This is a genomic window from Vibrio sp. L3-7, from assembly GCF_963898195.1.
Taxonomy (GTDB): domain Bacteria; phylum Pseudomonadota; class Gammaproteobacteria; order Enterobacterales; family Vibrionaceae; genus Vibrio; species Vibrio echinoideorum.
The window spans coordinates 46,752-70,949 of record NZ_CAWQUW010000034.1; the positions used below are offsets into that span (position 1 = coordinate 46,752).

The 24,198-nt window shown below is 44.3% G+C and carries 23 protein-coding genes and 1 tRNA gene; 17 read left to right on the plus strand and 7 right to left on the minus strand.

The window, feature by feature from the left end; all coding sequences use genetic code 11:
• The first annotated feature begins 203 nt into the window (after positions 1 to 203).
• The 7 genes from AACW75_RS18270 (at position 204) to rnd (ending at position 7,989) form a co-directional block, all read left to right on the plus strand.
• Positions 204 to 2,132, plus strand: a complete 1,929-nt coding sequence (locus AACW75_RS18270) for an ATP-dependent DNA helicase (RefSeq protein ID WP_237297488.1) — start codon at positions 204 to 206, stop codon at positions 2,130 to 2,132.
• A gap of 59 nt (positions 2,133 to 2,191) precedes the next feature.
• Positions 2,192 to 2,893: a tRNA (adenosine(37)-N6)-threonylcarbamoyltransferase complex dimerization subunit type 1 TsaB gene (tsaB, locus tag AACW75_RS18275; RefSeq protein ID WP_017074519.1), complete on the plus strand. Its 702-nt coding sequence runs from the start codon at positions 2,192 to 2,194 to the stop codon at positions 2,891 to 2,893.
• Positions 2,894 to 3,027: 134 nt separating this feature from the next.
• A complete protein-coding gene (locus tag AACW75_RS18280; protein WP_145570851.1) occupies positions 3,028 to 3,333 on the plus strand; it encodes a chromosome partitioning protein ParA in 306 nt (101 codons plus the stop codon).
• A gap of 39 nt (positions 3,334 to 3,372) precedes the next feature.
• Positions 3,373 to 3,933, plus strand: coding sequence for a Slp family lipoprotein (locus AACW75_RS18285; RefSeq protein ID WP_017074521.1), 561 nt, complete (start codon positions 3,373 to 3,375; stop codon positions 3,931 to 3,933).
• A gap of 52 nt (positions 3,934 to 3,985) precedes the next feature.
• Positions 3,986 to 4,927 (plus strand): alpha/beta hydrolase, encoded by a 942-nt coding sequence (locus AACW75_RS18290; protein ID WP_145570853.1) that lies wholly within the window; start codon positions 3,986 to 3,988, stop codon positions 4,925 to 4,927.
• A gap of 105 nt (positions 4,928 to 5,032) precedes the next feature.
• A complete protein-coding gene (fadD, locus tag AACW75_RS18295) occupies positions 5,033 to 6,727 on the plus strand; it encodes a long-chain-fatty-acid--CoA ligase FadD (RefSeq protein WP_017074523.1) in 1,695 nt (564 codons plus the stop codon).
• A 143-nt stretch (positions 6,728 to 6,870) separates the two neighbouring features.
• Complete coding sequence (gene rnd / locus AACW75_RS18300) at positions 6,871 to 7,989, plus strand: ribonuclease D (protein ID WP_145570922.1); 1,119 nt, start codon at positions 6,871 to 6,873, stop codon at positions 7,987 to 7,989.
• A 135-nt stretch (positions 7,990 to 8,124) separates the two neighbouring features.
• On the opposite strand, the gene minE is transcribed toward rnd, so the two are convergent.
• From minE to minC, 3 genes are read right to left on the minus strand one after another with little or no spacing between them, the layout of a single operon-like run.
• Positions 8,125 to 8,388 carry a cell division topological specificity factor MinE gene (gene minE, locus AACW75_RS18305; protein WP_017074525.1) on the minus strand — a complete coding sequence of 88 codons (264 nt, stop codon included), beginning with the start codon at positions 8,386 to 8,388 and terminating at the stop codon, positions 8,125 to 8,127.
• 6 nt (positions 8,389 to 8,394) lie between these two features.
• Positions 8,395 to 9,207 carry a septum site-determining protein MinD gene (gene minD / locus AACW75_RS18310; RefSeq protein ID WP_008221225.1) on the minus strand — a complete coding sequence of 271 codons (813 nt, stop codon included), beginning with the start codon at positions 9,205 to 9,207 and terminating at the stop codon, positions 8,395 to 8,397.
• Positions 9,208 to 9,228: 21 nt separating this feature from the next.
• Positions 9,229 to 9,891, minus strand: coding sequence for a septum site-determining protein MinC (gene minC / locus AACW75_RS18315; RefSeq protein WP_145570855.1), 663 nt, complete (start codon positions 9,889 to 9,891; stop codon positions 9,229 to 9,231).
• 221 nt (positions 9,892 to 10,112) lie between these two features.
• Between minC and AACW75_RS18320 the strand changes: the two genes are divergently transcribed.
• From AACW75_RS18320 to AACW75_RS18340, 5 genes are all read left to right on the plus strand, one after another.
• Positions 10,113 to 10,403, plus strand: a complete 291-nt coding sequence (locus tag AACW75_RS18320) for a YcgL domain-containing protein (RefSeq protein WP_017074527.1) — start codon at positions 10,113 to 10,115, stop codon at positions 10,401 to 10,403.
• Positions 10,404 to 10,433: 30 nt separating this feature from the next.
• A complete protein-coding gene (locus AACW75_RS18325; protein WP_145570857.1) occupies positions 10,434 to 11,432 on the plus strand; it encodes a lytic murein transglycosylase in 999 nt (332 codons plus the stop codon).
• A gap of 182 nt (positions 11,433 to 11,614) precedes the next feature.
• Entirely contained in the window at positions 11,615 to 12,535 is a 921-nt protein-coding gene (locus AACW75_RS18330; protein ID WP_081324466.1) for a LysR family transcriptional regulator, read from the plus strand.
• A 204-nt stretch (positions 12,536 to 12,739) separates the two neighbouring features.
• Positions 12,740 to 13,939, plus strand: coding sequence for a NupC/NupG family nucleoside CNT transporter (locus AACW75_RS18335; protein WP_145570859.1), 1,200 nt, complete (start codon positions 12,740 to 12,742; stop codon positions 13,937 to 13,939).
• A gap of 214 nt (positions 13,940 to 14,153) precedes the next feature.
• Positions 14,154 to 15,968, plus strand: a complete 1,815-nt coding sequence (locus AACW75_RS18340; RefSeq protein WP_145570861.1) for a cation:proton antiporter — start codon at positions 14,154 to 14,156, stop codon at positions 15,966 to 15,968.
• A gap of 155 nt (positions 15,969 to 16,123) precedes the next feature.
• Here the strand turns inward: AACW75_RS18340 and folD are convergent, their stop codons facing one another.
• The gene (folD, locus tag AACW75_RS18345) at positions 16,124 to 16,981 is read right to left on the minus strand and encodes a bifunctional methylenetetrahydrofolate dehydrogenase/methenyltetrahydrofolate cyclohydrolase FolD (protein ID WP_017074532.1); all 858 of its coding nucleotides are present in this window, start codon (positions 16,979 to 16,981) and stop codon (positions 16,124 to 16,126) included.
• Positions 16,982 to 17,191: 210 nt separating this feature from the next.
• Between folD and AACW75_RS18350 the strand changes: the two genes are divergently transcribed.
• A tRNA-Arg gene (locus tag AACW75_RS18350) sits at positions 17,192 to 17,268 on the plus strand.
• A gap of 113 nt (positions 17,269 to 17,381) precedes the next feature.
• On the opposite strand, the gene AACW75_RS18355 is transcribed toward AACW75_RS18350, so the two are convergent.
• A complete protein-coding gene (locus AACW75_RS18355; RefSeq protein WP_145570863.1) occupies positions 17,382 to 17,885 on the minus strand; it encodes a GNAT family N-acetyltransferase in 504 nt (167 codons plus the stop codon).
• A 384-nt stretch (positions 17,886 to 18,269) separates the two neighbouring features.
• Here AACW75_RS18355 and aroC point away from each other — a divergent pair, with 384 nt between their 5' ends.
• Positions 18,270 to 19,355, plus strand: coding sequence for a chorismate synthase (aroC, locus tag AACW75_RS18360; protein ID WP_004734182.1), 1,086 nt, complete (start codon positions 18,270 to 18,272; stop codon positions 19,353 to 19,355).
• A gap of 108 nt (positions 19,356 to 19,463) precedes the next feature.
• Here the strand turns inward: aroC and AACW75_RS18365 are convergent, their stop codons facing one another.
• Positions 19,464 to 20,087 carry a trimeric intracellular cation channel family protein gene (locus AACW75_RS18365; protein ID WP_145570865.1) on the minus strand — a complete coding sequence of 208 codons (624 nt, stop codon included), beginning with the start codon at positions 20,085 to 20,087 and terminating at the stop codon, positions 19,464 to 19,466.
• 301 nt (positions 20,088 to 20,388) lie between these two features.
• Here AACW75_RS18365 and AACW75_RS18370 point away from each other — a divergent pair, with 301 nt between their 5' ends.
• From AACW75_RS18370 to AACW75_RS18380, 3 genes are all read left to right on the plus strand, one after another.
• Positions 20,389 to 20,919, plus strand: a complete 531-nt coding sequence (locus AACW75_RS18370; protein WP_029224984.1) for an elongation factor P hydroxylase — start codon at positions 20,389 to 20,391, stop codon at positions 20,917 to 20,919.
• A 9-nt stretch (positions 20,920 to 20,928) separates the two neighbouring features.
• The gene (locus AACW75_RS18375) at positions 20,929 to 21,192 is read left to right on the plus strand and encodes a YfcL family protein (RefSeq protein WP_017074536.1); all 264 of its coding nucleotides are present in this window, start codon (positions 20,929 to 20,931) and stop codon (positions 21,190 to 21,192) included.
• Between the two features lie 175 nt (positions 21,193 to 21,367).
• Complete coding sequence (locus AACW75_RS18380) at positions 21,368 to 21,889, plus strand: NADPH-dependent FMN reductase (RefSeq protein ID WP_017074537.1); 522 nt, start codon at positions 21,368 to 21,370, stop codon at positions 21,887 to 21,889.
• Between the two features lie 134 nt (positions 21,890 to 22,023).
• Here AACW75_RS18380 and mnmC read toward each other — a convergent pair whose 3' ends face one another.
• Entirely contained in the window at positions 22,024 to 24,102 is a 2,079-nt protein-coding gene (gene mnmC / locus AACW75_RS18385; RefSeq protein WP_222425041.1) for a bifunctional tRNA (5-methylaminomethyl-2-thiouridine)(34)-methyltransferase MnmD/FAD-dependent 5-carboxymethylaminomethyl-2-thiouridine(34) oxidoreductase MnmC, read from the minus strand.
• Positions 24,103 to 24,198: the final 96 nt, after the last annotated feature.

Consider the following 24,198-nt stretch of genomic DNA (forward strand, 5'->3'; position numbering starts at 1 on the left):
TAGAAACCTGAGCTTTAAGTAAAAAACGGAATCACAATTAAAGCGTAAGCGATAACGATTTTCTAATTTTTAGTTCTTTCATTTATGCCATTTGAGCATTTAAAAACAAACCAAACACCTCCGGGGCGAAGTCATTCTTGATTCGCGCCGGCTCACTAAACCTGCCATAATTCGCCTTCTTATTTTTCTAAACCTCGTACTTTATGATATCTAAAACGTTTTCTGCTGATGGTGCTCTGGGCAAAGCGATCCCAGGGTTTCAACCACGACAAGCTCAGTTAGACATGGCTGAAGCGGTGTCACAAGCCATCCAACAACAGAGTCTGTTAGTTGTTGAAGCTGGGACGGGTACCGGTAAGACATTTGCTTACCTAGTACCTGCATTGCTTAGCGGTAAGAAAGTCATCATTAGTACGGGGTCTAAAAACCTGCAAGAACAGCTATTTCACCGTGACTTACCATTGATGGTCGATGCGCTTGGCTTTTATGGTCAGGTTGCTTTGCTGAAAGGTCGCTCAAACTATTTATGTTTGGATAGACTGAGCCGCCAAATGATTGAAAGTCATGGCACTCATACCGATCCAATGTTGCTGGCTCAGTTGGTGAAAGTTCGCGGTTGGTCGTCTGCAACACAAACCGGTGATCTGGGTGATTGCGATGATATTGCTGAAGATAGCCCGGTTATTCCTACGATTACCTCAACCAATGACAACTGCTTAGGTAAAGAATGCCCGAGCTACACTGATTGTTTTGTGCTTAAGGCGCGTAAAAAAGCGATGGATTCCGATGTGGTTGTGGTAAACCATCACTTGTTTCTCGCGGATTTAGCGATCAAAGAAACAGGGTTTGGTGAACTGATCCCTGAAGCCGATGTATTCATTTTTGATGAAGCGCATCAGCTCCCTGATATTGCTAGCCAATATTTTGGACAATCAGTTTCTAGTAGGCAGATCCAAGAGTTAGCCAAAGACATTGAAATCGCTTACCGCACTGAAGCCAAAGACATGCGTCAACTGCAAAAGGTTGGCGATAGGCTAACTCAATCTGCGGCTGACTTGCGCATTGTACTCGGCGATACCAGTTTCCGTGGAAATTGGCGTGAAGCCTTGAAATCTGAATCTATCTCAAGAGAGTTGGTTCGTCTCCAAGATGCCCTTCAGCTTGCTGTTGACGTATTGAAGTTAGCACTAGGTCGAAGCCAGTTATTAGATACCGCCTTTGAGCGTGCCACCATGATAAAGTCACGAATAGAACGTGTGTGTGATGTGTCGATTACTGGATATTCCTATTGGTATGACACTACGCCAAGGCATTTTGCTTTGCACATCACGCCACTGTCGGTCGCGGATAAATTCCACGAACAAATCGAGCTTAAACCGGGCGCTTGGGTGTTTACTTCGGCAACCTTAGCGGTTTCGGATGATTTCGACCATTTCACTTCGCGACTCGGATTAAAGCCATCCGCACAGTTTTCTTTGCCTAGCCCATTTGATTATCCAAATCAGGCGCGATTGTGCGTGCCTCGTTATCTACCAGAACCTAATAGCCCGGGCTTAGCGGATAAGCTAGTAAGAATGCTAACCCCTGTGATTGAGCAAAACCAAGGTCGCTGTTTCTTCTTGTGTACCTCACACAGCATGATGAAAGAGTTGGGGGAGCGATTCCGTGAAACACTCTCGGTGCCCGTTCTGCTGCAAGGTGAGACAAGTAAGCAAAAAACCTTAGCGGAATTCATGGAATTAGGTAACGCATTGCTGGTGGCCACGGGGGCATTTTGGGAGGGGATCGATGTTAGGGGCGACGCATTAAGCTGTGTTATCATCGATAAATTGCCCTTTACAGCTCCAGACGACCCGTTACTTAAGGCCCGAATCGAGGACTGTAAGTTAAAAGGGGGTGATCCTTTTGCACAAGTACAGTTACCAGACGCAGTGATTACATTGAAACAAGGTGTTGGCCGATTAATACGTGATAAGCGTGATAATGGCGCTTTGATTATTTGCGATAACCGCTTGGTGACCCGTGATTACGGTGGTGTATTTTTGGCGAGTTTACCGCCTATTCCACGTACCCGTGACTTAGGGATCATTAAAGAATTCTTAGCTAAAGACCATACAACCGCTGCTGATTAATTGGCATTGTTGAGCTTAGCCATTATTTTTAGATTAGATAACGAATATTTGAGACACGAATGAGCGCGAAAATTCTTGCAGTAGATACCGCAACTGAAAACTGTTCAGTTGCACTAGTAATGGGTGACCAGGTGTTCGCACGTAGCGAAGAGGCTCCTCGAGACCATACGAAAAAAATTCTACCTATGGTTGATGAAGTACTGAAAGAAGCGAACATCGCTTTAACCGATATCGACGCAATTGCGTTTGGCCAAGGCCCAGGCAGTTTCACAGGCGTACGTATTGGTATTGGTATTGCTCAAGGCTTGGCTTTTGGTGCTGATTTACCGATGATCGGTGTTTCTACACTGGCAGCGATGGCGCAGGGCAGCTACCGTAAATTTGGTGAAACTCACGTAGCAACAGCGATTGATGCGCGCATGAGTGAAGTATACTGGGCTCGTTACAGCCGTGAACAAGACGGTCGTTGGACTGCGGTTGATGCGGAATGTGTGACGCCTCCAAGCGAATTGGCTGCGCAGCTTGAAGTGGATTCTGAGACATGGGCAAAAGTAGGCACCGGTTGGGAAGCATACGCCGAGCACATGGACACACTAGCGATCAACACTAAAGCGTGTGAGGTTCTGTTCCCAGAAGCTCAAGATATGGCGTTCCTTGCTCAATTTGCTTACGCAGAAGGTAAAGCGGTTGCAGCAGAAGAGTCTGAGCCAGTTTATCTTCGTGATAAAGTGACGTGGAAAAAACTGCCAGGTCGAGAGTAAACCTCTTGGCCGCAAGTGAATTATAATTAAGGCGTGTTATTTTACGCCTTAATTTGGCTCTGCAGTTCATCCTGTAGAGCCGAGATTAAAGTCAGATACACAATCATTAATATCAGGTAATAAACTCTTTAAGCATGGTTTCAATAAATGGCTTACCTCCTTCTTCGATAGGCAATACATCCAAAACCAATCGAACCAATAAAAAGAACGAGGTAAAAAAAGGCGATGCAAAAACCTCAGTTGGTCAGCCAACTAAGGTTGCAAATGCTGTCTCGCATTCGATTCGCCAAGTTAAAGAATCTGAGATCCACAAAGCTCAGGTTCAATATGATCTTCCAGAAGGGCATGGACGACGTGCGATGGAGGAGTATATGGATGTGATGAATCAAGCTAAAAAAGAGGAACTTGCGAAGCTTATTGGGGTCGATATTTATATCTAGCTTTGTGTTTTTATTTATCCTGTTCTAAGGACCAGCATTATGTTTTCTCTCATTTCTAAATCTCGCTTATTTTTCCTTGTCGCTTTCTCTTCGATGGTGATGGGGTGCTCCTCTCTACCAGAAGAACTTAATGCAAACTCTGAACAGGTTGTAACTGATTACCAAGAGTGGGTAAATACCGTACCAGACGCAGGCGATGTTCGCTTAGGGGGCGTTATTGCGAAGGTGACCAATTTACAAGATAAGACTCGTGTTGAAGTGGTTAATATGCCGATCTCAAGTAGCGGGAAACCTGATATTGATGCCGAGCCAAAAGGGCGCTTTGTTGCTTATATTGATGGTTATGTTGAGCCATTGAGCTTTGCTGAAGGCCGTTTAGTCACCTTGGTGGGCACATCAAATGGCACGGAAGATGGCACTATTGGTGATTATCCTTATACCTTCCCGGTAATGAATGTATATAACCAACGCTTGTGGCAAATTACAGAGCGAGTGGTTGTGAACGACTTTGCTCCTACCTATTATTCATGTCGCAGCTTACATTGTCGTAGTTTCCAAACGATGCCAAGACAAGGGCGCGTAATTAAAGACGTCGAATAGAACAGAGTTGTTTAGGATTAGTGGATATACAAGACAGGGATAACAAACGGCAATGATTGAAAAGTCATACTCGCTTGCGAGCGGGACGCTCGCCACACAACAGATTGGAAGCCCAGAAACGACCGCCACGACGGTCGTTTTTGTTCATGGGTGGCTGGATAATTCTGCAAGCTTTAACTCAGTAATAGATACGTTAGAAAAGCGGGCATCTAATTTGCACCTCGTTGCGATTGACCTTTTTGGACATGGCTTTTCATCGCATAAATCGGGCAGTTACTACCCATTTCACGACTATATCGATGACTTGCATCAGTTGGTGACCAAATTATCGCCAAACAGACTGGTACTAGTAGGACATTCACTTGGTGCATTGATCGCAAGTTGCTATAGTGCCGCCTTTCCTGAAAAGGTGTCAGGATTAATTCAAATTGAAGGTCATGGACCTCTTTCAGAAGCTCCCTACGAAACAGTCTCTCGCTTGAGAGATGGGGTACTCAGTCGTCTTCGACAGCAAAGAAAGCCTTCACGTCCTCTAGCTAGCCTTGAGGATGCTATTAAACTGAGAGCTCACACTAACCAAATCAATGCTGAACTAATCGCTCCTATTGTTAAACGAGGAATTGTTGAGCTAGGTACTGTTGCTCAAGCTGCTTTTGATCAAGCGACAGTTGATCACGTTGCTATTGATCAAACGACTGATGAGCAAGGTATTGCCGAGTTCGAGAGCTCTTGGCAATGGCGATGCGACCCAAACCTAAAATGTGACTCGCTATATCGCATGTCACAGGCGCATGCTGAAGCGATTATGACGGCTATTGAATGCCCTCAATTAATAATTTTAGGGAATGATGGATTCCGACATTTGCAGCATAATCGCTACAAATCAGCCCATAGTTCTCTGCATATAGAGACTATTCCTGGCGGACATCATTGTCATTTAGAGAGCCCAGAGCTAGTTTCAGAGCTAATTCTTGGTGTAGTTAACAAAATTTAAACAAGTGTTTGAGCCTTTTAGTGCTCATGCACTAAAGCTGTGCTGTAATACCGCAATGATAAATAGCGGCGAGCAGTCGTCAGCTGATAAACGAGGAGTAACATCGTGGATAAACCTTGGCTTTCACGTTATCCAAGTGACGTACCAGAAACGATCAACCCAGATCAGTACCCATCTCTTATAGAAATGTTTGAACAGTCGGTACAGAAGTACGCAGACCAACCTGCATTTGAGAATATGGGGTCTATCATGACATTCCGTAAGCTTGAAGAGCGCAGCCGTGCTTTTGCCGCTTATTTGCAGAATGATCTAAAACTGAAGAAAGGCGATCGTGTCGCGCTAATGATGCCAAACCTGCTGCAATACCCAATTGCACTCTTTGGTGTGCTGCGTGCAGGTATGATTGCAGTGAACGTCAACCCACTGTACACGCCTCGTGAACTTGAACACCAACTGAATGATTCTGGTGCAAAGGCGATTGTTATCGTTTCTAACTTTGCGAGTACGCTCGAGAAAGTGGTTGATAACACATCAGTTAAACATGTTGTACTAACGAGCTTAGGGCAAATGTTGCCACGTGCGAAAGGTACGATTGTCGACTTCGTAGTGAAATACGTAAAAGGCATGGTGCCTAAGTATGATCTGCCAGGTGCTATCTCATTCAGAAAAGCACTGCATAAAGGTCGTCGTCTTCAATATGTTAAGCCATTTATGGCTGGCGATGACATCGCATTCCTGCAGTACACCGGTGGTACAACGGGCGTAGCGAAGGGTGCAATCCTAACGCACCGCAATATGATCGCGAACGTACTTCAAGCGAAAGGGGCATATAGCCCTGTACTGCAAGAAGGTCGTGAATTGGTAGTTACGGCTCTGCCGCTTTACCACGTATTTGCACTTACCGTGAACTGCTTACTGTTTGTTGAGATGGGTGGTCGTAACCTATTGATTACTAATCCTCGTGACATTCCTGGCTTTATTAAAGAGCTACAAAAGGTTCCGTTTACTGCGATTACTGGCGTAAACACCTTGTTCAATGCTCTAGTGAATAACGAAGATTTCCACGAATTGGATTTCAGTAACATGCGTTTATCTGTTGGTGGCGGTATGGCGGTTCAACGCACGGTTGCTGAGCAATGGAAGAAAGCGACAGGCGTCCACCTATTGGAAGGCTATGGTTTAACTGAATGTGCTCCTTTGGTAACCGGTAACCCATACGATCTGAAAGACTACACGGGTGCAATCGGTCTACCAGTACCATCAACAGAAGTTCGTATTGTTGATGATGAAGGTAAAGTGGTCGGCAATGATCAAGTGGGTGAATTGCAGGTTCGTGGCCCTCAAGTGATGCAAGGTTACTGGCAGCGTCCAGAAGCGACCAAAGAAGTGATCGATCAAGATGGTTGGTTATCGACAGGTGATATCGTTAAGTTTGATGACGAAGGCTTGTTGTACATCGTTGACCGTAAGAAAGACATGATTCTTGTGTCTGGGTTCAACGTTTACCCGAACGAGATTGAAGATGTAGTGGCTCTGCATGGCAAAGTGTTAGAAGTCGCAGCTATCGGCCAACCTCATGAAGTGTCTGGCGAGCTAGTTAAGATTTACGTTGTTAAGCGTGACCCTAGCCTGACCAAAGAAGATATCATTGCGCACTGTCGTGAACATCTAACAGGCTACAAGATCCCTAAATTGATTGAGTTCCGTGAAGAGCTACCGAAAACCAATGTCGGTAAGATCTTGCGCCGTGTGTTACGTGAAGAGAACGATGCAGAGCTTGCTAAACGCGCAAGTGAGTAAGAGCCTATTTTCGAGTAACCGCTGCACCAGCAGCCATTGAGGCGCTTAATCTAAGCGAGCGCTGAAAAATGGTGTTAGAATGCCGACAGTTAATGTCGGCATTTTTGTATCCGGCCATCAAAGTGAAACCAGTGAGAGTTTTTGTGGATTATCAGATCATTACCCAATTGAAAGACCTTGAGCGAGTTTGCCAACAAGCACGTGAAGCCGATGTCGTTATGCTTGATACGGAGTTTGTTCGTACAAGAACCTATTACCCTCAATTAGGCTTGATTCAGTTATTTGATGGTGAAACGCTGTCACTGATTGACCCTATTGCTCTTGATGATATGACACCGTTTGTTGGGTTGTTGAAAGATGCTTCTGTTCTCAAAGTCCTGCACGCTTGCGGTGAAGATTTAGAAGTATTCCAGAACGCATTTGGTTGCACGCCAACACCAATGGTCGATACACAGATTATGGCTGCTTTTCTTGGCCATGGTTTATCAACGGGCTTTGCTGCTCTGGTTTCAGAGTTTGAGGGTGTAGACCTAGACAAGAGTGAATCTCGCACTGACTGGTTAGCTCGTCCGCTTTCTCAGAAGCAACTGGACTACGCAGCAGCAGATGTTCATTACCTGATGCCAATGTACAACAAGCTTCTAGAAAAAGTGATGGAAGCGGGCTGGTGGGAAGCGGCGCAACAAGAGTCTGATTTACAAGTGGCTAAGCGCATCCGTAAAGTAAACCCAGACAACGCTTACCTTGATATTAAAGGCGCGTGGCAGCTAAAACCTCAACAGCTAGCTATTTTAAGGCCTCTAGCAACTTGGCGTTTAAAAGAAGCGATTAAGCGTGATTTAGCGTTGAACTTTGTCTTTAAAGAACAAGACTTGTGGGCTGTTGCCCGTTTTGCGATGAAAGATCCTAAGCATATGGAGCAGGAAGGTTTTGATTACCGTTCTGTACGTCGCCATGGTGCGAAGATCTGCTCAATAGTGAAATTGGCTGAGCATACGCCAGAAGAAGAATACCCAGCACCAGTAGAACGTTTAATGGATTACCCAGGTTACAAGCAACTCTTCAAAGTGCTGAAAGATGAAGTGAAAACCGCATCACAACACAGTGGTTTAGCGACTGAATTTTTGGCATCGAAGAAGCAACTTAATCAAGTGTTAAGCTGGATTTGGAAGTACGATCGTAATCCAGAGAAGCTGCCTGATGTAATGCAAGGTTGGCGTCTAGATGTCGTTGGCGATAAGCTAAATAAAGCAATCAAGTAACTTTAGTTTTGTAGTAAGCAACGAATGCTTTAGAGATAAAAGTTGCAGACACAAAAAAGAGAGCCTAGGCTCTCTTTTTTATTTAATCGCTATAAGCACAGCTCGTTCTCTGCTTATCGATCTTCTTTTGGAATACTATCGTTCTTCTTCTGGAAGCTTAACATTCAGCTCTAATACTGAGATGTCATCATCTTTGTGTTCGAAAGTTAGATCAACCATTGATGGATCGACTTCTACATACTTAGCGATAACCCTTAGAATGTCTTCTTTAAGCTGTGGTAAGTATGATGGTGCTGGATCATCATGGCTGCGTCGCTCCGCAACGATGATCTGCAAACGCTCTTTGGCTAGGTTTGCGGTGGTCTTTTTCTGTGGTCTAAAAAACTCTAATAATGACATTGTGCATTAGCCTCCGAACAGTCTTTTGAAGATGCCTTTCTTCTGTTCCGTTAAGAAGCGGAAGTCAACTTGGCTACCCAGTAGTCGCTCTACAGTATCATTGTAAGCCATACCTGCGTCGGTTGCTTCGTCAAAGATAACGGGAACACCTTTGTTCGATGCGTTTAGTACCGCTTGGCTCTCTGGAATAACACCCAGTAGCGAGATGTGTAAGATTTCTTCTACATCTTCCACGCTCAGCATCTCACCTTGATTTACGCGTGCTGGGTTGTAACGAGTCAGTAGAAGGTGCGTTTTCACTGGCTCCAAGCCGTCTTCAGAGCGGCGAGACTTAGAATCAAGAATACCTAGAATACGGTCTGAATCGCGTACAGAAGAGACTTCAGGGTTAGTCGTCACAATCGCTTCATCAGCAAAGTACAACGCCATCAGAGCACCTTGCTCGATACCTGCTGGAGAATCACAGATGATGAAATCAAAGCCCATTTCATCCAGCTCATCAAACACACGACGAACACCGTCTTTGGTCAGTGCATCTTTATCACGAGTTTGAGACGCAGGAAGAATGAATAGATTCTCTGTGCGTTTGTCTTTGATCATCGCTTGGTTCAGCGTGGCTTCACCATTGATAACATTAACGAAGTCGTACACAACGCGACGTTCACAACCCATGATTAAATCTAGGTTACGCAGGCCGATATCAAAGTCGATAACTGCGGTTTTCTTCCCTTTTAAAGCCAGACCCGAGGCAATAGCTGCACTGGAGGTCGTTTTGCCTACCCCGCCTTTACCAGACGTTACAACGATAATGCGTGCCATTCTGTTTTCCTTTTATTTCTCTTATATTGCGAGGACATCAACGTGTAATACATCGTTTGCCATACTGAACATGGTTTTCTTCTGCCAGTACTCGCTATCAATTTGATCGCTGAGCCAGTAATTTCCAGCAATGGAAACCAGCTCTGCTTGTAAATCATTACAAATTATTTTTGCTTCAGTTTGACCACTTGCACCTGCAATCGCACGGCCGCGCAATGTGCCATGAATATGGATGCTGCCATCGGCAATCACTTCTGCGCCAGCACTCACGTGACTCAGGATTAATAGGTCGCCATCTTTGGCATAAACCTGTTGGCCAGAACGAATAGGCGTTCTAATCACTTTAATTGGTGCCATCTTTGCCGGGGCTTGAGAGGGCGACTTGCTCGCTGTCATTATTGCAAAACCGGCTTCTTTTGCTAGGTTTTGCATACGCTTATCAGAGCAGCCTGCCACACCAACTGGGATCATGCCCGCTTGAGAGATACCGTTTTTCAGTTGCACGAAGTCGATATCGCCAGCGACTTTGCTAATGTTAATAACAACAGGCGCAGCAGCGAAAAAAGTGGGTGCTTGGTCTACCTTCTCTTGAAGAAAAGACACCGCATTTTCGACTTGATCATCGGATAAGTGCAAAACAGATAGCGTGAAACTGCTACCTTTTAGATCTGGGTTACTAGACATCGAAAAACTACAGGACCTCAATAGCGAATGGGTACAATTTCTTTATCAATAAAATAAAGGGCATTGCCTGAAACTAGGTTTATCATGTTATATTCCCAAACCAAGCACAGCAAGTAATCTTGTTGTCAAATGAACGTTTTGTTCCCAATATTTCCCTAACATAAACTATTGATCTCGCAAGTGAGAGTTTTGTAGTCATAAACAATTAAAAAAGGTTTGTCATGCTGTGTTCTATATATAAAAGCTCAAAGAAAGAAGGAACATACCTTTATATCCCTAAGAAGGATGATTTCTCACAAGTTCCTGACGCATTGATGCAAATGTTTGGTAAACCTAGTTTTGTAATGGTAATTAAAATGGATGGCCGTACGCTTGCCCAAGTCAGCATCGAAAAAGTGAGAGAATCACTAAAAAGCGATGGTTTCTTTTTGCAGGTTCCGCCACCACCGGTTAACGAACTTGAGCGACATAAAGAGCTTAAAGCTCAACAAAAAGTTCAAGACGAAGAGTAATAGCCACCTCAATTCAGGGAGGAGTGATCGTTGAGTAAATTTTCAAAAACCATATTGGCGGTGTCGGCATTGCTATTAGGTAATAGCCTGACTATCGGCTCAGTACAAGCTGAAGAGCTGAGCTTTGAACAGTATGTAGAAAAACTAAAACAACAAGGCCGTGAAGAAGGTATCTCTGAAGCGATCATTGATGAAGCCTTTGATGGTGTGACATTTAAGCCAAGAGCCGTCAAAGCCGACAAAAATCAGCCTGAGAAAAAACTGACTCTGGATGAATACATTCCACGTGCAGTTCCAGATTGGAAAGTGAAGCAGGCGCGATCGCTCTATAAAAAGCATTACCAAGCGTTAAAGCGCATTGGCGATGAGTATGGCGTTCAACCCAGGTTCATTGTCGCTCTATGGGGCGTTGAGAGTAATTTTGGTAAGTTCACTGGCAATTACAGCGTGATCGATGCTTTGACGACTATGGCCTATGAAGGACGCAGAGAAGCTTTCTTCCGCAAAGAAGCGATGGCGGCATTAACGATTCTTGATCAAGGCCATATTGCACCAAAAGACATGAAAGGCTCATGGGCGGGTGCGATGGGGCAACCTCAGTTTATGCCAAGTTCATTCTTAGCTTACGCTGCTGATGGCAGTGGCGATGGCAAGAAAGATATTTGGAGCACCGAAGAAGATGTTTTTGCTTCGGCGGCTAATTATCTCGGCCAGTCGGGTTGGGATGACAAATACACTTGGGGTCGTCAGGTTCACGTACCATCAACGGTATCCATTGAAATGCAAGGTCGCGACGAAGACAAAGCGAAATACCTACAAGAGTGGTCTGAACTCGGTATTACACGCTTCGATGGCCGAGCTCTTCCTCAGTTGGATGAAGACATCAAAGCTTGGCTGATTATGCCTGATGACGAAACAGGCCGTTCGTACCTGATTTACAACAACTACAATGTTCTAATGAAGTGGAATCGTTCTTACTACTTTGCCTTGGCAGTCAGCCATCTAGCCGACCGAATTAAGTTTGATTAATTGACCTGATTTGATTGATAGAGCTAATTTGATTAATAGAATTAGGTCGCTTTGAATAGCATTTGGCCTACCATAGGCAGAACGACATAAAGGACTCTTCGGAGTCCTTTTTCTTTTCATTTAAATTTTATATTTCAGAGATTTAAGAAGGTGGTCTTGTGCTAACAGATAGAGCCGCACAGATGGTGATATTCCATGCGTTAATCAAGCATGAAGGCTTTACCAGTGCAGCAAAAAGCTTGAACGTTTCGGTTTCTCATATCAGCAAGCAAGTTGCTTTGCTCGAAGATTCGATAGGTATCAAGTTGGTACAAAGAACCACGCGCAGCCTTACACTGACCGAAGCTGGGGACGTGTTCTATCAACATTGTGAGCAATTGTTCAATACCGTAAAAGCGGCTCAAATGGATATGGACAGTCAACGTGATGATATCTCTGGAATCTTGCGTGTGGGTTTGTCACAGTCATTTGGCACACTGCACATCATTCCTGCGATTGATCAGCTCAGGCAGCTTTATCCTCAACTGAGAATCGAAGTTCACTTGTTCGACTACAAAGTGGACATGATTGAAGAGCGGTTGGATCTCTGGATCACCAATAATGAAGACTTGCCGGAAGGTTACATTGCGCAGCGTTTAGCCGACAGCCAGTTTGTGGTAGCCGCATCACCGGATTATCTGATTAAGGCAGGGACTCCGCATGTGCCCTCCGACTTGATTGAGCATAATTGCCTTATTTATCGTAGCCGCGAGCGTGACTACACGTCATGGGCATTTGATAACGGCCAAGAAAATCTCAGTGTTAAAGTGGCTGGCGACTACTCGGTGGATTTAGCGGAAGCCGTACGAGACGCAGCTGTATCTGGGTGGGGGGTCGCTTATCTGGCGACTTACTTAGTGAAAGAAGAGTTTAGAACGGGCAAGTTAATCCAAGTACTACCGGAATGGCGGGCGAGTCAGATTATGCCTTTCTATGCCGTTTACCCAAGCCGAAAGAATATGCCTAAGAAGCTTTCTGCTGTTATCGAGTTCATTAAAGACCATATCGGATCGCCAACCTATTGGGACAAAAATCTTAAAACTTGCGTAGAACTGCATCGCTAACTTTTTCCTAATCTATAAATATAATTTCCACATGGAAAAAGTATGCTTTTTAATCAAATTTAATGGTTATAATTCAATGGTTTAATATAACTCATTGTTCAGGCGTAATTACCTCAACATCACATTAACAACCGCAACTTGCCGCAAACGATTTCCTCTATACAATGCGTCGCCTTTCCTACCTACAACTTTAGGTTGATGCACATGGCTTCCCTACTTGGAATTATCACTATTTTAGTTGCCGCTTGGTTACTATCTACGGACAGAAAAAATATCCCGCTGAGAACGGTTTCTCTCGCTTTCTTACTGCAAATTACATTCGCGCTATTGGTTCTGTATGTTCCAATGGGCAAAGAAGTGTTAAACGCAGCAACAGGTGCGGTGTCTAGTTTGATCAACTACGGTCAAGAGGGGATTAATTTCCTATTTGGTGGCTTAACAAATAATGGATTCGTTTTCGCAATTAATGTTTTGGGCATCATTATCTTTTTCTCAGCATTGATTTCAGGTTTGTACCACATTGGATTTATGCCAAAGGTGATCAACTTAATTGGTGGTGCTTTGCAGAAGTTTTTGGGTACAGGTCGTGCTGAATCACTGTCTGCTACTGCGAACATTTTTGTTGGCATGATCGAAGCGCCATTGGTTGTTAAACCTTATTTAAAGCACATGACAGATTCACAGTTGTTTGCTGTGATGGTGTGTGGTTTAGCGTCTGTAGCGGGTGGTACGCTAGTTGGGTATGCATCGCTTGGTGTTGATCTTAATTACTTGATCGCTGCGGCATTCATGTCTGCACCTGCCGGTTTATTGATGGCCAAGATTTTGGTTCCAGGCAGTGCTGAAGAAGCTCAAGAAAACATTGAGTTTGATGTTGAAATTCCACGAGCAACAAACGTCGTTGAGGCAATGGCAGATGGGGCTATGTCTGGGCTTCGTATTGCCGTTGCTGTGGGCGCGACACTTCTTGCCTTCATTAGTGTGATTGCAATGCTAAATGGCTTATTGGGAACCGTTGGAGGTTGGTTTGGTGTAAACCTGAGCTTCGAACTTATCCTAGGTTATGTGTTCGCACCCGTTGCATGGCTGATCGGTATACCGTGGTCTGAGGCTGTGGTTGCAGGCTCATTGATCGGAAACAAGATTGTTGTAAACGAGTTCGTGGCATTCATCCAGTTAATGGACGTAAAAGAGGCGCTAAGTGAGCACTCACAAGCGATAGTTACTTTTGCGTTATGTGGTTTTGCCAACATCTCTACGATGGCGATCCTGATTGGTGGCTTAGGCAGCCTAGTTCCAGAGCGCCGTTCGTTCATCTCTCAGTACGGCTTTAGAGCAATTTGTGCTGGCGTACTTGCCAATCTAATGAGCGCGGCTATTGCTGGCGTGGTACTTTCACTTTAAGTTTTGCCTAGCTAGATCATAAGCACTTCCTAACTCGTTATGATCACCCAGTCAGAGTATGAATACCTTGTTGCCCCGTAAGTAAAGTTACTGATAAATCACAATAATATTCGGTTAGTGTGATAAAGAGAGCCTATAGTGTAATGACGTAGGTTTTCTTATTCAGTTAATCAGTTTGTACCACAGGGTGTGGTGCAAAACTTTAGGGGCACAAATGGATTTGTCGATCACTTCATCCTTGGCGTTAATTGGACTGTTGTCCTTGGCGTGTCAGCTGCTAGGCTGGCGTTTGCGTCTTCCTGCTATTCTCCCCCTCCTTGTTGTCGGTCTGTTATTAGGCCCTGGTTTAAATATCCTCAATCCCGATACCATTTTTGGCGACGTGTTGTTTCCGTTGATTTCATTAGGCGTAGCCATCATTTTATTTGAAGGTGCGTTGACCCTGAATTTTAAAGAAATCAGAGGCCACGGGCGCATGGTGACGCACCTCGTGAGTTTCGGTATGTTGATTACTTGGGCGTGTATCGTTGTGGGTGCTCATTTCTTCGTAGGTTTCAGTTGGCCGTTAGCTGCTTTATTTAGTGCATTAGTGGTCGTGACTGGTCCGACGGTTATCGTACCTATGCTGCGCAGCATTCAGCCCAAATCTTCCTTGGGTAGCATCTTGCGATGGGAAGGGATAGTTATTGACCCAATTGGCGCTCTGTTTGCTGTTCTCGTTTACGAATACATTGTCTATTCGGCCGCACCTACGGGTCATATTCTCTCGGCGTTGGGTCTGACGTTGGCCATTGGTTTAGGCTTAGGGAGTATCGGTGGCCATTTGATTGCCAAGATGCTGCAAGGGCACTGGGTTCCGCATTACCTACGTAATGTGGCGGTACTGACGCTAATGTTGGCCGCATTCTCCTTTTCAAATGACTTGAGTGAAGAGTCCGGTTTATTAACCGTGACCATCATGGGTATCTGGCTCGCCAATGTGAAAGGCTTGGATCTCGAAGACATTATTGAATTCAAAGAAACCCTGACTGTGTTACTCATTTCTGCGTTGTTTATTCTGTTAGCGAGCAGGCTTGATTCGGGGACTTTCCTCTCAATAGGTTGGGGCGGTGTTGGCTTATTAGCGGTGGTTATGCTGGTGGCTCGTCCTTTGAGTGTATGGATCAGCGGGATCGGTACGGATCTTACCTCTGCTGATAAATGGTTCTTAAGCTGGATGGCGCCTCGCGGGATCGTCGCAGCCGCAGTCTCCTCTTTGTTTGCTATAAAGCTCCAGGAAAAACAATTGATTGAAGGTGCTGATTTACTGGTACCTATGGTGTTCTTAGTCATCATAGGTACGGTAGTGATTCAGAGCTTAACGGCAAGCTGGTGGGCTAGAAGGTTAGGTGTGACTCAAGAGAAGGCACAAGGAGTTATTTTCTTTGGCGCGACTCATTTTGCTCGGCAGTTTGCCAAAGTGCTGGCAACACATAACATTAACAGCGTGCTAGCCGATACCAACTGGGAAAGCATTCGCTTGGCGCGCATGGAGAACTTGAATGTCTATTTCGGTAACCCAGCTTCGAGCCACGCTGAAAATAATCTGGAATTGGACGGGATAGGGCGTGCAATGATCGTATCGCCATACCGACAAACGAATCCATTGGTGAGCATGCACTATCAAGATGAATTTGGTGAAAGCAAAGTGTTTGAACTTGAGTCATCCGAGACAAAACATGAAAGGCATCAGGTGAGTCGTGATGGCAATAGAAGTTTGTTCTCTGAAGGGATCACTTATTCAAAACTCAACTCGTTAATGGCTCAGGGAAGCCAAATAAAAAGTACGGGATTAACCGAAACTTTTGACCTTAATGAGTTCAAATCGCTTTATCCTAAAGCGATCCCACTCGGTGTGATTACTGAAGGTAACTTCCGATTAGTGACACAAGGTTCTGAGTTGGAAAAATTAATAGCAACAGAATGTGAAATCATTAGTTTATTGCCGCCTTCAGAGCAGGCAGAAAGAATCGATATCCCAAATAAATAGCGAGTGCTCAGTATTAAAAGCGACTCGCTGTGTATCAAAAATAAATAGCTCAGAATCAAAAAAGCCGCAACGTTTTCACGCTGCGGCTTTCTTATTCTATTTTAAGACGAAACAATTCATCTCAATGGTAATGCTACCGAGATTGTCGTTGTGGATTATTTCGAGTGAAATTGCTCACAAGCGATCATGGTGTTTTCGATTAGACTCGCAACTGTCATTGGTCCAACACCACCTGGTACTGGAGTGATGAAACTTGCGTTCTCTTTAGCCACGTCGTATTCAACATCACCAACTAACTTACCAGATTCTAAACGGTTGATGCCAACATCGACCACGACCGCGCCTTTCTTAACCCAGGCACCAGGAATGAAGTTTGGTTTACCTACTGCAACCACAACAACGTCTGCTTGACGTACGTGACCTTCAAGATCTTTGGTAAAGCGGTGACATGTTGTCGTCGTACAGCCGGCTAGAAGCAGTTCTAACGTCATTGGGCGACCAACAATGTTTGATGCGCCAACTACAACTGCATGCTTGCCGCGTAAGTCGATGTTGTAGCGATCTAGTAGTGTGATGATGCCTTTAGGCGTACAAGAGCGCAGCTTAGGCATACGTTGAGCTAAACGGCCCACATTGTATGGGTGGAAGCCATCAACGTCTTTTTCTGGAGTGATACGCTCAAGAACGTGAGTGGTATCAATACCAGCAGGTAGAGGCAATTGAACCAGAATGCCGTCAATTTCTGGGTCTTCATTGAGTTGGTCTACTAGCGTTAGCAGTTCATCTTCGGTTGCTGTCGCTGGTAAATCAAAAGACTTTGAAACGAAGCCTACTTCCTGACACGCTTTACGTTTACTTCCAACGTAAACTTGAGAGGCAGGGTCTTCACCCACTAAAACAACCGCTAGGCCCGGAGCGCGTAATCCAGCTTCAGTACGAGCTTTTACACGTGCCGCAACTTCAGAGCGAACTGTTTGAGAAATTAGCTTTCCATCAATATTTTGAGCAGTCATGAATTTCCTTAGTATTGATATTCAAGTTAGTGGCTGATGTTTTGGCGCATTATTCCAGAAAATCTTTTTGATTACCATCAAGCAAACGTTTGCTTTGGTCTATTTTCCTACACTTATAATCTCATTGCCCTTTTTTTACTCACTTGGATCAGAATGTTACACAAAGCCGTTGCTTTACTGATTCGAATTCGTATAATCCTTTCCTGTAGCGCGCCCTTAGCTCAGCTGGATAGAGCACCTCCCTTCTAAGGAGGTGGTCGAAGGTTCGAATCCTTCAGGGCGTACCACTATTTAAAGAAACCCGATAACTCTCTGAGTTGTCGGGTTTTTTGCATTTCAGAACGACTTAATCTATCAATACCATGTTTTGTATTTCGATGTCTCTGTCTTTCGGCTTTTGCTAAACGGCCACGAGCTGTGGGGTATATCTAAGACCTAACATACTGCACCCGTCTTCCAAGTAACTATCGGTTACAACGTCGAAGCCGAATTTACCATAGTAGTCTTTGAGATGTGCTTGTGCCGAAATAAAAATCGAACAATCTGGATAAACCTTTCGTGTGGCATCAAAGCTAACTTGCATCAATTGGTTACCAAGCTGCTTTCCACGGTAGCCTTTCGCTACAATCACTCGTCCAATACAAACGTCATTTGCATCAGAATCCAGCAAAGGTAGAAGATCGGCTGGGTATCCAAGCTTCTGAGCCATAATTCGGCTATAAGCTACTAGACCTTCGTTCTCATAACCCATGACATGATAAGTCTCGGGGTGATTATCTTTACCATCCAAATCACTGTATGGCGTGTTCATATCTACGATAAAAATGTCGACTCTTTGTTGCAAGAAATCATAGAGCTCTTGAACAGACAGATCCGCAAATTTTTTAACTCTCCACTCGATCATTATTTTTCTCCTTATTATTTTGGCTACAACATAGAGAGTATTTACAACGAGTTCATTAACCTTTGTTAATCGAAGACATGGTTAATTGAGCATGCTGTTGAAAAATGATGAACCTTGTTTCGTCATAGGCCTGAAAGGGCGGACACTAAACCTTTATGTGTTTTGACCATAATAAAAACAACTGTTTTAGAGCACCACTCATTTTCCTTCACTATTCATTTCATTCGGCTCATGTAATAGAAAGTTAAAATTGTTCGTTTTTTGGGGTTTACATCATTTGGTATTAAAGCCACTATGAATTCACGAAGAATAGACAAGTAAAGCTGTTAGTCAGTAGGTTTATAGACTCAAACCTTCTGTTTGATGGCTGATTTAGAGGAAGTAATGGCAGGAAACAGTATCGGACAACATTTCCGCGTGACTACGTTCGGAGAAAGTCACGGTATCGCACTAGGATGTATCGTAGATGGGTGCCCACCAGGATTAGAAATTACCGAAGCAGACCTTCAAAGAGATTTGGATCGTCGTCGCCCAGGTACTTCACGTTATACAACGGCTCGCCGTGAAGCGGATGAAGTGAAAATCTTATCAGGTGTATTTGAAGGCCAAACTACGGGTACTTCTATTGGTCTATTGATTGAAAATACAGACCAACGCTCTAAAGACTATTCCGAAATTAAAGACAAGTTCCGCCCTGGCCACGCTGATTATACCTACCATCAAAAGTACGGTGTGCGTGATTACCGAGGTGGCGGTCGCTCTTCTGCTCGAGAAACTGCAATGCGTGTTGCTGCGGGTGCGATTGCGAAGAAATACCTTAAGCAAGAATTTGGTGTTGAAATCCAAGCTTATCTTTCTCAAATGGGTGATATCTCAATTGATAAAGTGGATTGGAACGAGATCGAAAACAACGCTTTCTTCTGCCCTGATGCCGACAAAGTACCAGAATTTGACCAATTGATCCGTGACTTGCTAAAAGAAGGCAACTCGATCGGTGCGAAGATTCAAGTGGTTGCGACTAAAGTGCCTGTAGGTCTTGGTGAGCCAATCTTTGATCGTCTAGATGCAGACATCGCTCACGCTCTAATGAGCATCAATGCGGTGAAAGGTGTTGAGATTGGTGACGGTTTTGATGTGGTTAATCAGCGCGGTAGCGAACACCGTGATCCATTAACTCCAGAAGGTTTCAGTAGTAACCACGCTGGTGGTATCTTAGGTGGTATCTCTACTGGCCAAGATATTGTGGCGAGCATTGCACTTAAGCCGACATCAAGCATTACAGTTCCTGGTGACACCATCACTAAAGATGGCGAAGCAACGCAGCTAATCACTAAAGGTCGTCACGATCCATGTGTGGGTATTCGTGCCGTGCCTATCGCAGAAGCGATGTTAGCAATTGTATTGCTTGATCATCTATTGCGTCATCGTGGTCAAAACTTTGGTGTGACAACAGAAACGCCAAAAATCTAGTTTTGCTTCGTTTTATTCAAAACAGAATTGAAACTGATTTGATAGAAACAAAAAAGGGTTGCTTCGTAATGAAGCAACCCTTTTTATATTCTGCGTCATTGAGAATATCTAATGTACAGAGCTTTCCGGATCAAGCTGGAAAGACGGCAAGCGCCATTTGAATCTTACAGCTGCCATACGCAGCAAGTAGCCAACCACAAGCGTAACAATCGTTGCTGTTACGTTGTTAATGCCAAGCTCAAGCAAACCTAGGTATAAACCCGAAGCAACAAGGGCAACAGATGCGTACAACTCTTCATGCAGAACCAATGGGGTTTGACGACAGATAAGATCGCGCAGTAAGCCACCAAACACGCCAGTCACTAATGCTGACACCATACAAATCATTGGGTGCAGACCCATGGTCATCGCCACTTTAGTACCAATGATACTGAATACAATTAGCCCCAAGGCATCCAGACGAATGAACAAGCCTTTTAGCTTGATCACCCATTTAGCCAGCCCCGTTGTGACAACACCAGCCAAACAGGTGATAGCCAAATACTGGGGGTTTTCAACCCAACCTAAAGGGTAGTGGCCAAGTAAGATGTCTCGTACTGTCCCGCCACCAATTGCTGTTGCACTCGCAACTAACATTACGCCAAACCAATCCATTTTTTGTTTGCCAGCACTGAGAGCGCCGGTCATGGCTTCTGCCGTGATGCCAATGATATACAAAATACTTAATAGCATTGCTGTAGCTCTATAATTTAGGTCTATAAATTGAAGTGTTATAGGCCTTGAGGATATAAAAATGAAGCGCGAGTGTAGTAGTAAAAACGTTTGTTGACGAATGAATATTTGTACCTTGAATCGATGTTTCAGATTAGTTGAAGTAATCAATTGGCATCAGTTGAGGTTATCTATTGTAGATACGGGTTGCTTTGTGGCGGTGGAGAGCGCTTGAGTTGGTAACATTACGCTTGATAGGGGCTTTACCAAGGCGAAAAAACAAAGCAAAATACGGGTGTTTACTTCATTTCAAGCCAGTTCTATGACCCACCAATATTCAGACATTATCGATATTTTTAATCAAACCTTCTCAGAGAGCTTTAACACTAAGTTAGAGCTAGGCGCTGACGAGCCTATTTACTTGCCTGCCGACGATACGATCCCACACCATCGAATTGTGTTCGCTCGTGGCTTTTACGCTTCGGCTTTACATGAAATCGCACACTGGTGCGTTGCTGGCCCTGAACGTCGTTTGTTGGAAGATTTTGGTTATTGGTATGAGCCAGATGGACGTACTGAATCGGTTCAAGCCGAGTTTGAAAAAGTTGAAATACGCCCACAAGCGTACGAATGGATCATTGCGACGAGCGCAGGCTTTCCTTTTAATGTCAGCTGTGACAATCTACACGGCGATTTTGAGCCAGATCGTTTGGCCTTTATGAATAAAGTACACAGCGAAGTCATGGGTATCTTAGAAGTTGGCCTTCCGCCTCGAGTGAAAATGCTCTCTGAAGCATTATGCAGCTTCTACGATGTTGAACCTTTATGTGCTAGCCAATTTATAGTGAAATAAGAGAATATTATGATTATCGAATTTGAAGAAAAACTACTTGAAGTAATTGATGCTCGCATTGAAAACGCATCAGACGATGAACTGTTTGCAGGTGGTTACTTACGTGGTCATATTTCTCTTTCAGTGGCTTCATGTGAAGAAGATGGCATTGAAGAAGTAGCAGAAGTAAAAGCACGCATTGAAAAGAGCTTAGATGACGCTCGCTCTGAACTAACACCAGCAGATCGCACGATCGTAAATGATCTTTGGGTTGAGTTACAAAACCAAGCTTAATCTCGATATATTGATGCTATCCGTTCAGTCCCTTCCTTCTCATTTTGCTGAGCGAACTGTTTATTTGAGACTCATTCGAAATTTTTGAATGAGTCCGTTCAATCCTTGTGATGGTTTCATTTTCTTACTACGTTATTCTAATCCCACTTAACGAAATCACAGAAAAGGTTACATCATGAAAGTTATCGCATTTGGCGCAAGCACAAGCTCTACTTCTATCAACAAAGCACTAGCAACTTACGCAGCTAACTTGATTGATGAAGCTGAAGTTAAAGTTCTAAACCTTAATGACTACAACGTTCCTATGTTCAGTGAAGATACTGAGAAAGAGATTGGCCAAGCTGAAGGTGCACAAGCATTCTTACGTGACCTTGCTGAAGCTGACGCGTTTGTTATCTCTTTTGCAGAGCATAACGGTCATTACCCAGCAGCTTATAAAAACCTATTTGATTGGGCGACACGTATTGAACGTTCAGTGTTTGGTGAGAAGCCGGCCGTTTATTTAGCGACTTCACCTGGCCCTGGTGGTGCACAAACCGTACTTGGCGCAGCAACGGGTTCAGCACCATACTTTGGCGGTAACGTAAAAGCGTCGCTTTCAGTACCTAGTTTCTACGATAACTTTGACTTTGAATCTGGTTCAATCAGTAATGAAGAGATCGCTCAACAGATTAAAGAAGCGGTAGCTAAGCTGTAAATACAATCCAGTTTATGGTTACACAATTAACGAAAAGCCCGAGTGACTTAATGTCGCTCGGGCTTTTTAGCTGTTAATTTCAGATATCTTAGATCTTGAGACATTTGAGATGTTCAGAATAGCTGAACTAGGAATTACTGGCTCGATTTAGAATGCTTGTCTGCAGTCCATCCAGCCGTTAGTGCTTTGCCTTTACGCAGTCTTCGTACCCACATTCTACTTGGGTGAATCGCTTCAAGTACATCTACAGGTAGAGGCAACGGGTCACCGCAAATTTGTGACGCCAAAACTTCAGCCAACAATGGCGCAGAGCTTAAACCTCGTGAACCCAATCCAATAAAGCAATATAGGTTAGGGAAGCTTTTCACCGTTTGAACCTCATCAATCGAATGACGTTGCGGGTTAAAGTTGTGTAGATTTTGGTACTGCTCTTTGATTGACTCAAAATCGCCAACATTTCCGACAAACGGCAAGTGATCGCGGCTTACACTACGAATACCTTGGCGCGCTAAGTTGTCACTGGTATCGACATCTTTTGTCCATGCTTGGTCTGGTAGCGACCCATGCAGGCGCTCACCATTATGTTGCTGAACCTCAATATCAAACTCTTGGTCGATATTGGTCTTGTCGTAGTTGGCACCAATACAGTGATGGCCGTTATTTGTATTTTGCGGCGTTAGGTAGCCATCAAAACACAACACGGTTTTGAGTTTGGTTAGGTTGTCAGTCGTCGGAATGTGGCTCACTTGGCCTTTAACCGGAGTGAGTGGTACGGACTGAGTTTGTTTAAACTGAGTGAACTTGTGTCCATTCGCAACAACCACTTGGTCGTGTTTTGTCTGAATCTCGCCTTGAGGTGTCTTAATCGTCAACAACCATTGTTGTTCAGCATCTAACCACTCAAGTTGAGTGACTTGATGTTGATAGTGTGCGCTCACTTGGTTTGTCTCTTCTAACTTGCCAATCAAACCTTGAGTAAGCTGAAGAGGGCTTAGCCACCCACCCAATGGAAAGTAAACACTCTCTTTATCGACCGGTAAGCCAATCTTTTCGTTCGCTTGCTCTGGTGCTAAACGCTGAATCAGATCTGTGTGGAAATTGCCTTCCAACATGCGGTTGAGCTTTTTAGTGGAGCCTTCATCCCACATCAAAATGTTCACGCCACACCAGCTGTGGTCAAATTGAACAGACTGAGCCGCTTGATTAATAAATTGACGAGCAAACAGTAACCCAGGGCCAAACACGCGAGACACGTTCGATGTCGCTTCACTCAATAACGGGTAAATCGCACCTTGATTATTGCCTGAGGCATTGCCCGCAGCTTGTTGGTGTTCACAATAAAGCATGATGTTTTTACCACGGCGGCTTAACGTTTTGGCTAATGCGGCACTGGCAACGCCACCACCGATAATGGCGATATCTTGTGAATCACTGTTTTGAGGTAGGCCATACCAAGGTTTGATGTTGGTGTGAGCATGTTTCTCGCTAAGTCGGCCAGCAATCATTTCTCGCTTGGTACCAAAACCTTTGACCTTTTTCATACCAAAGCCTGCTTCGATTAAACCGCGGCGCACAAAACCTGCAGCGGTAAACGTGGCGCAGCTGCAATTTTGTTTGGCCAACTTTGCCATGCCGTTGAATAAGTTTTGATTCCACATCTCAGGGTTTTTGCTAGGAGCAAAGCCGTCTAAGAACCAGGCATCAACTAAGCCTTGTTTTGGTGTCGGAACGTTAGGCATGCAATCTTTGATGTCACCAAACCATAGGTCAAGCGTGATTACGCCATCACCCAGTACAATACGATGACATTCAGGCAGTGCGATAGGGTAGTGTTCTTGGAGTTGTTTCGCATACTCGGCTAATTCTGGCCAAGATTGATGCGCTTTAATCAGATCATCTTTATTTAGAGGATATTTCTCAAAACTGATGAAATGTAACTCTTTGGTCATCGCTTGTGGGTTATCTTTAAGAAAAGCATCGAACCACTGCCAAACCGCGAGAAAGTTTAAACCAGTGCCAAAACCGGTTTCTGCTATCACAAAGCGGCGTTGTTCATGTTCAACCCAACGCTCTGGAAGGTGGTTTTGCTTTAAAAAGACGTAGCGAGTTTCTTCTAAACCGTTAACATTGGAGAAGTAAACGTCATCAAATTGGTCTGATACTGGCGTGCCAGACTCATTCCATTCCAGTTCTGCATTAGTAATTGAAGTCATAAAATCTATCATTTTGTGATTTGAAGCGATATGTTGGTAGGGATTGTACGAATTTCTAGGAAAGCTGACCACTTTTGTTAGGCTTCTTAGTTATCA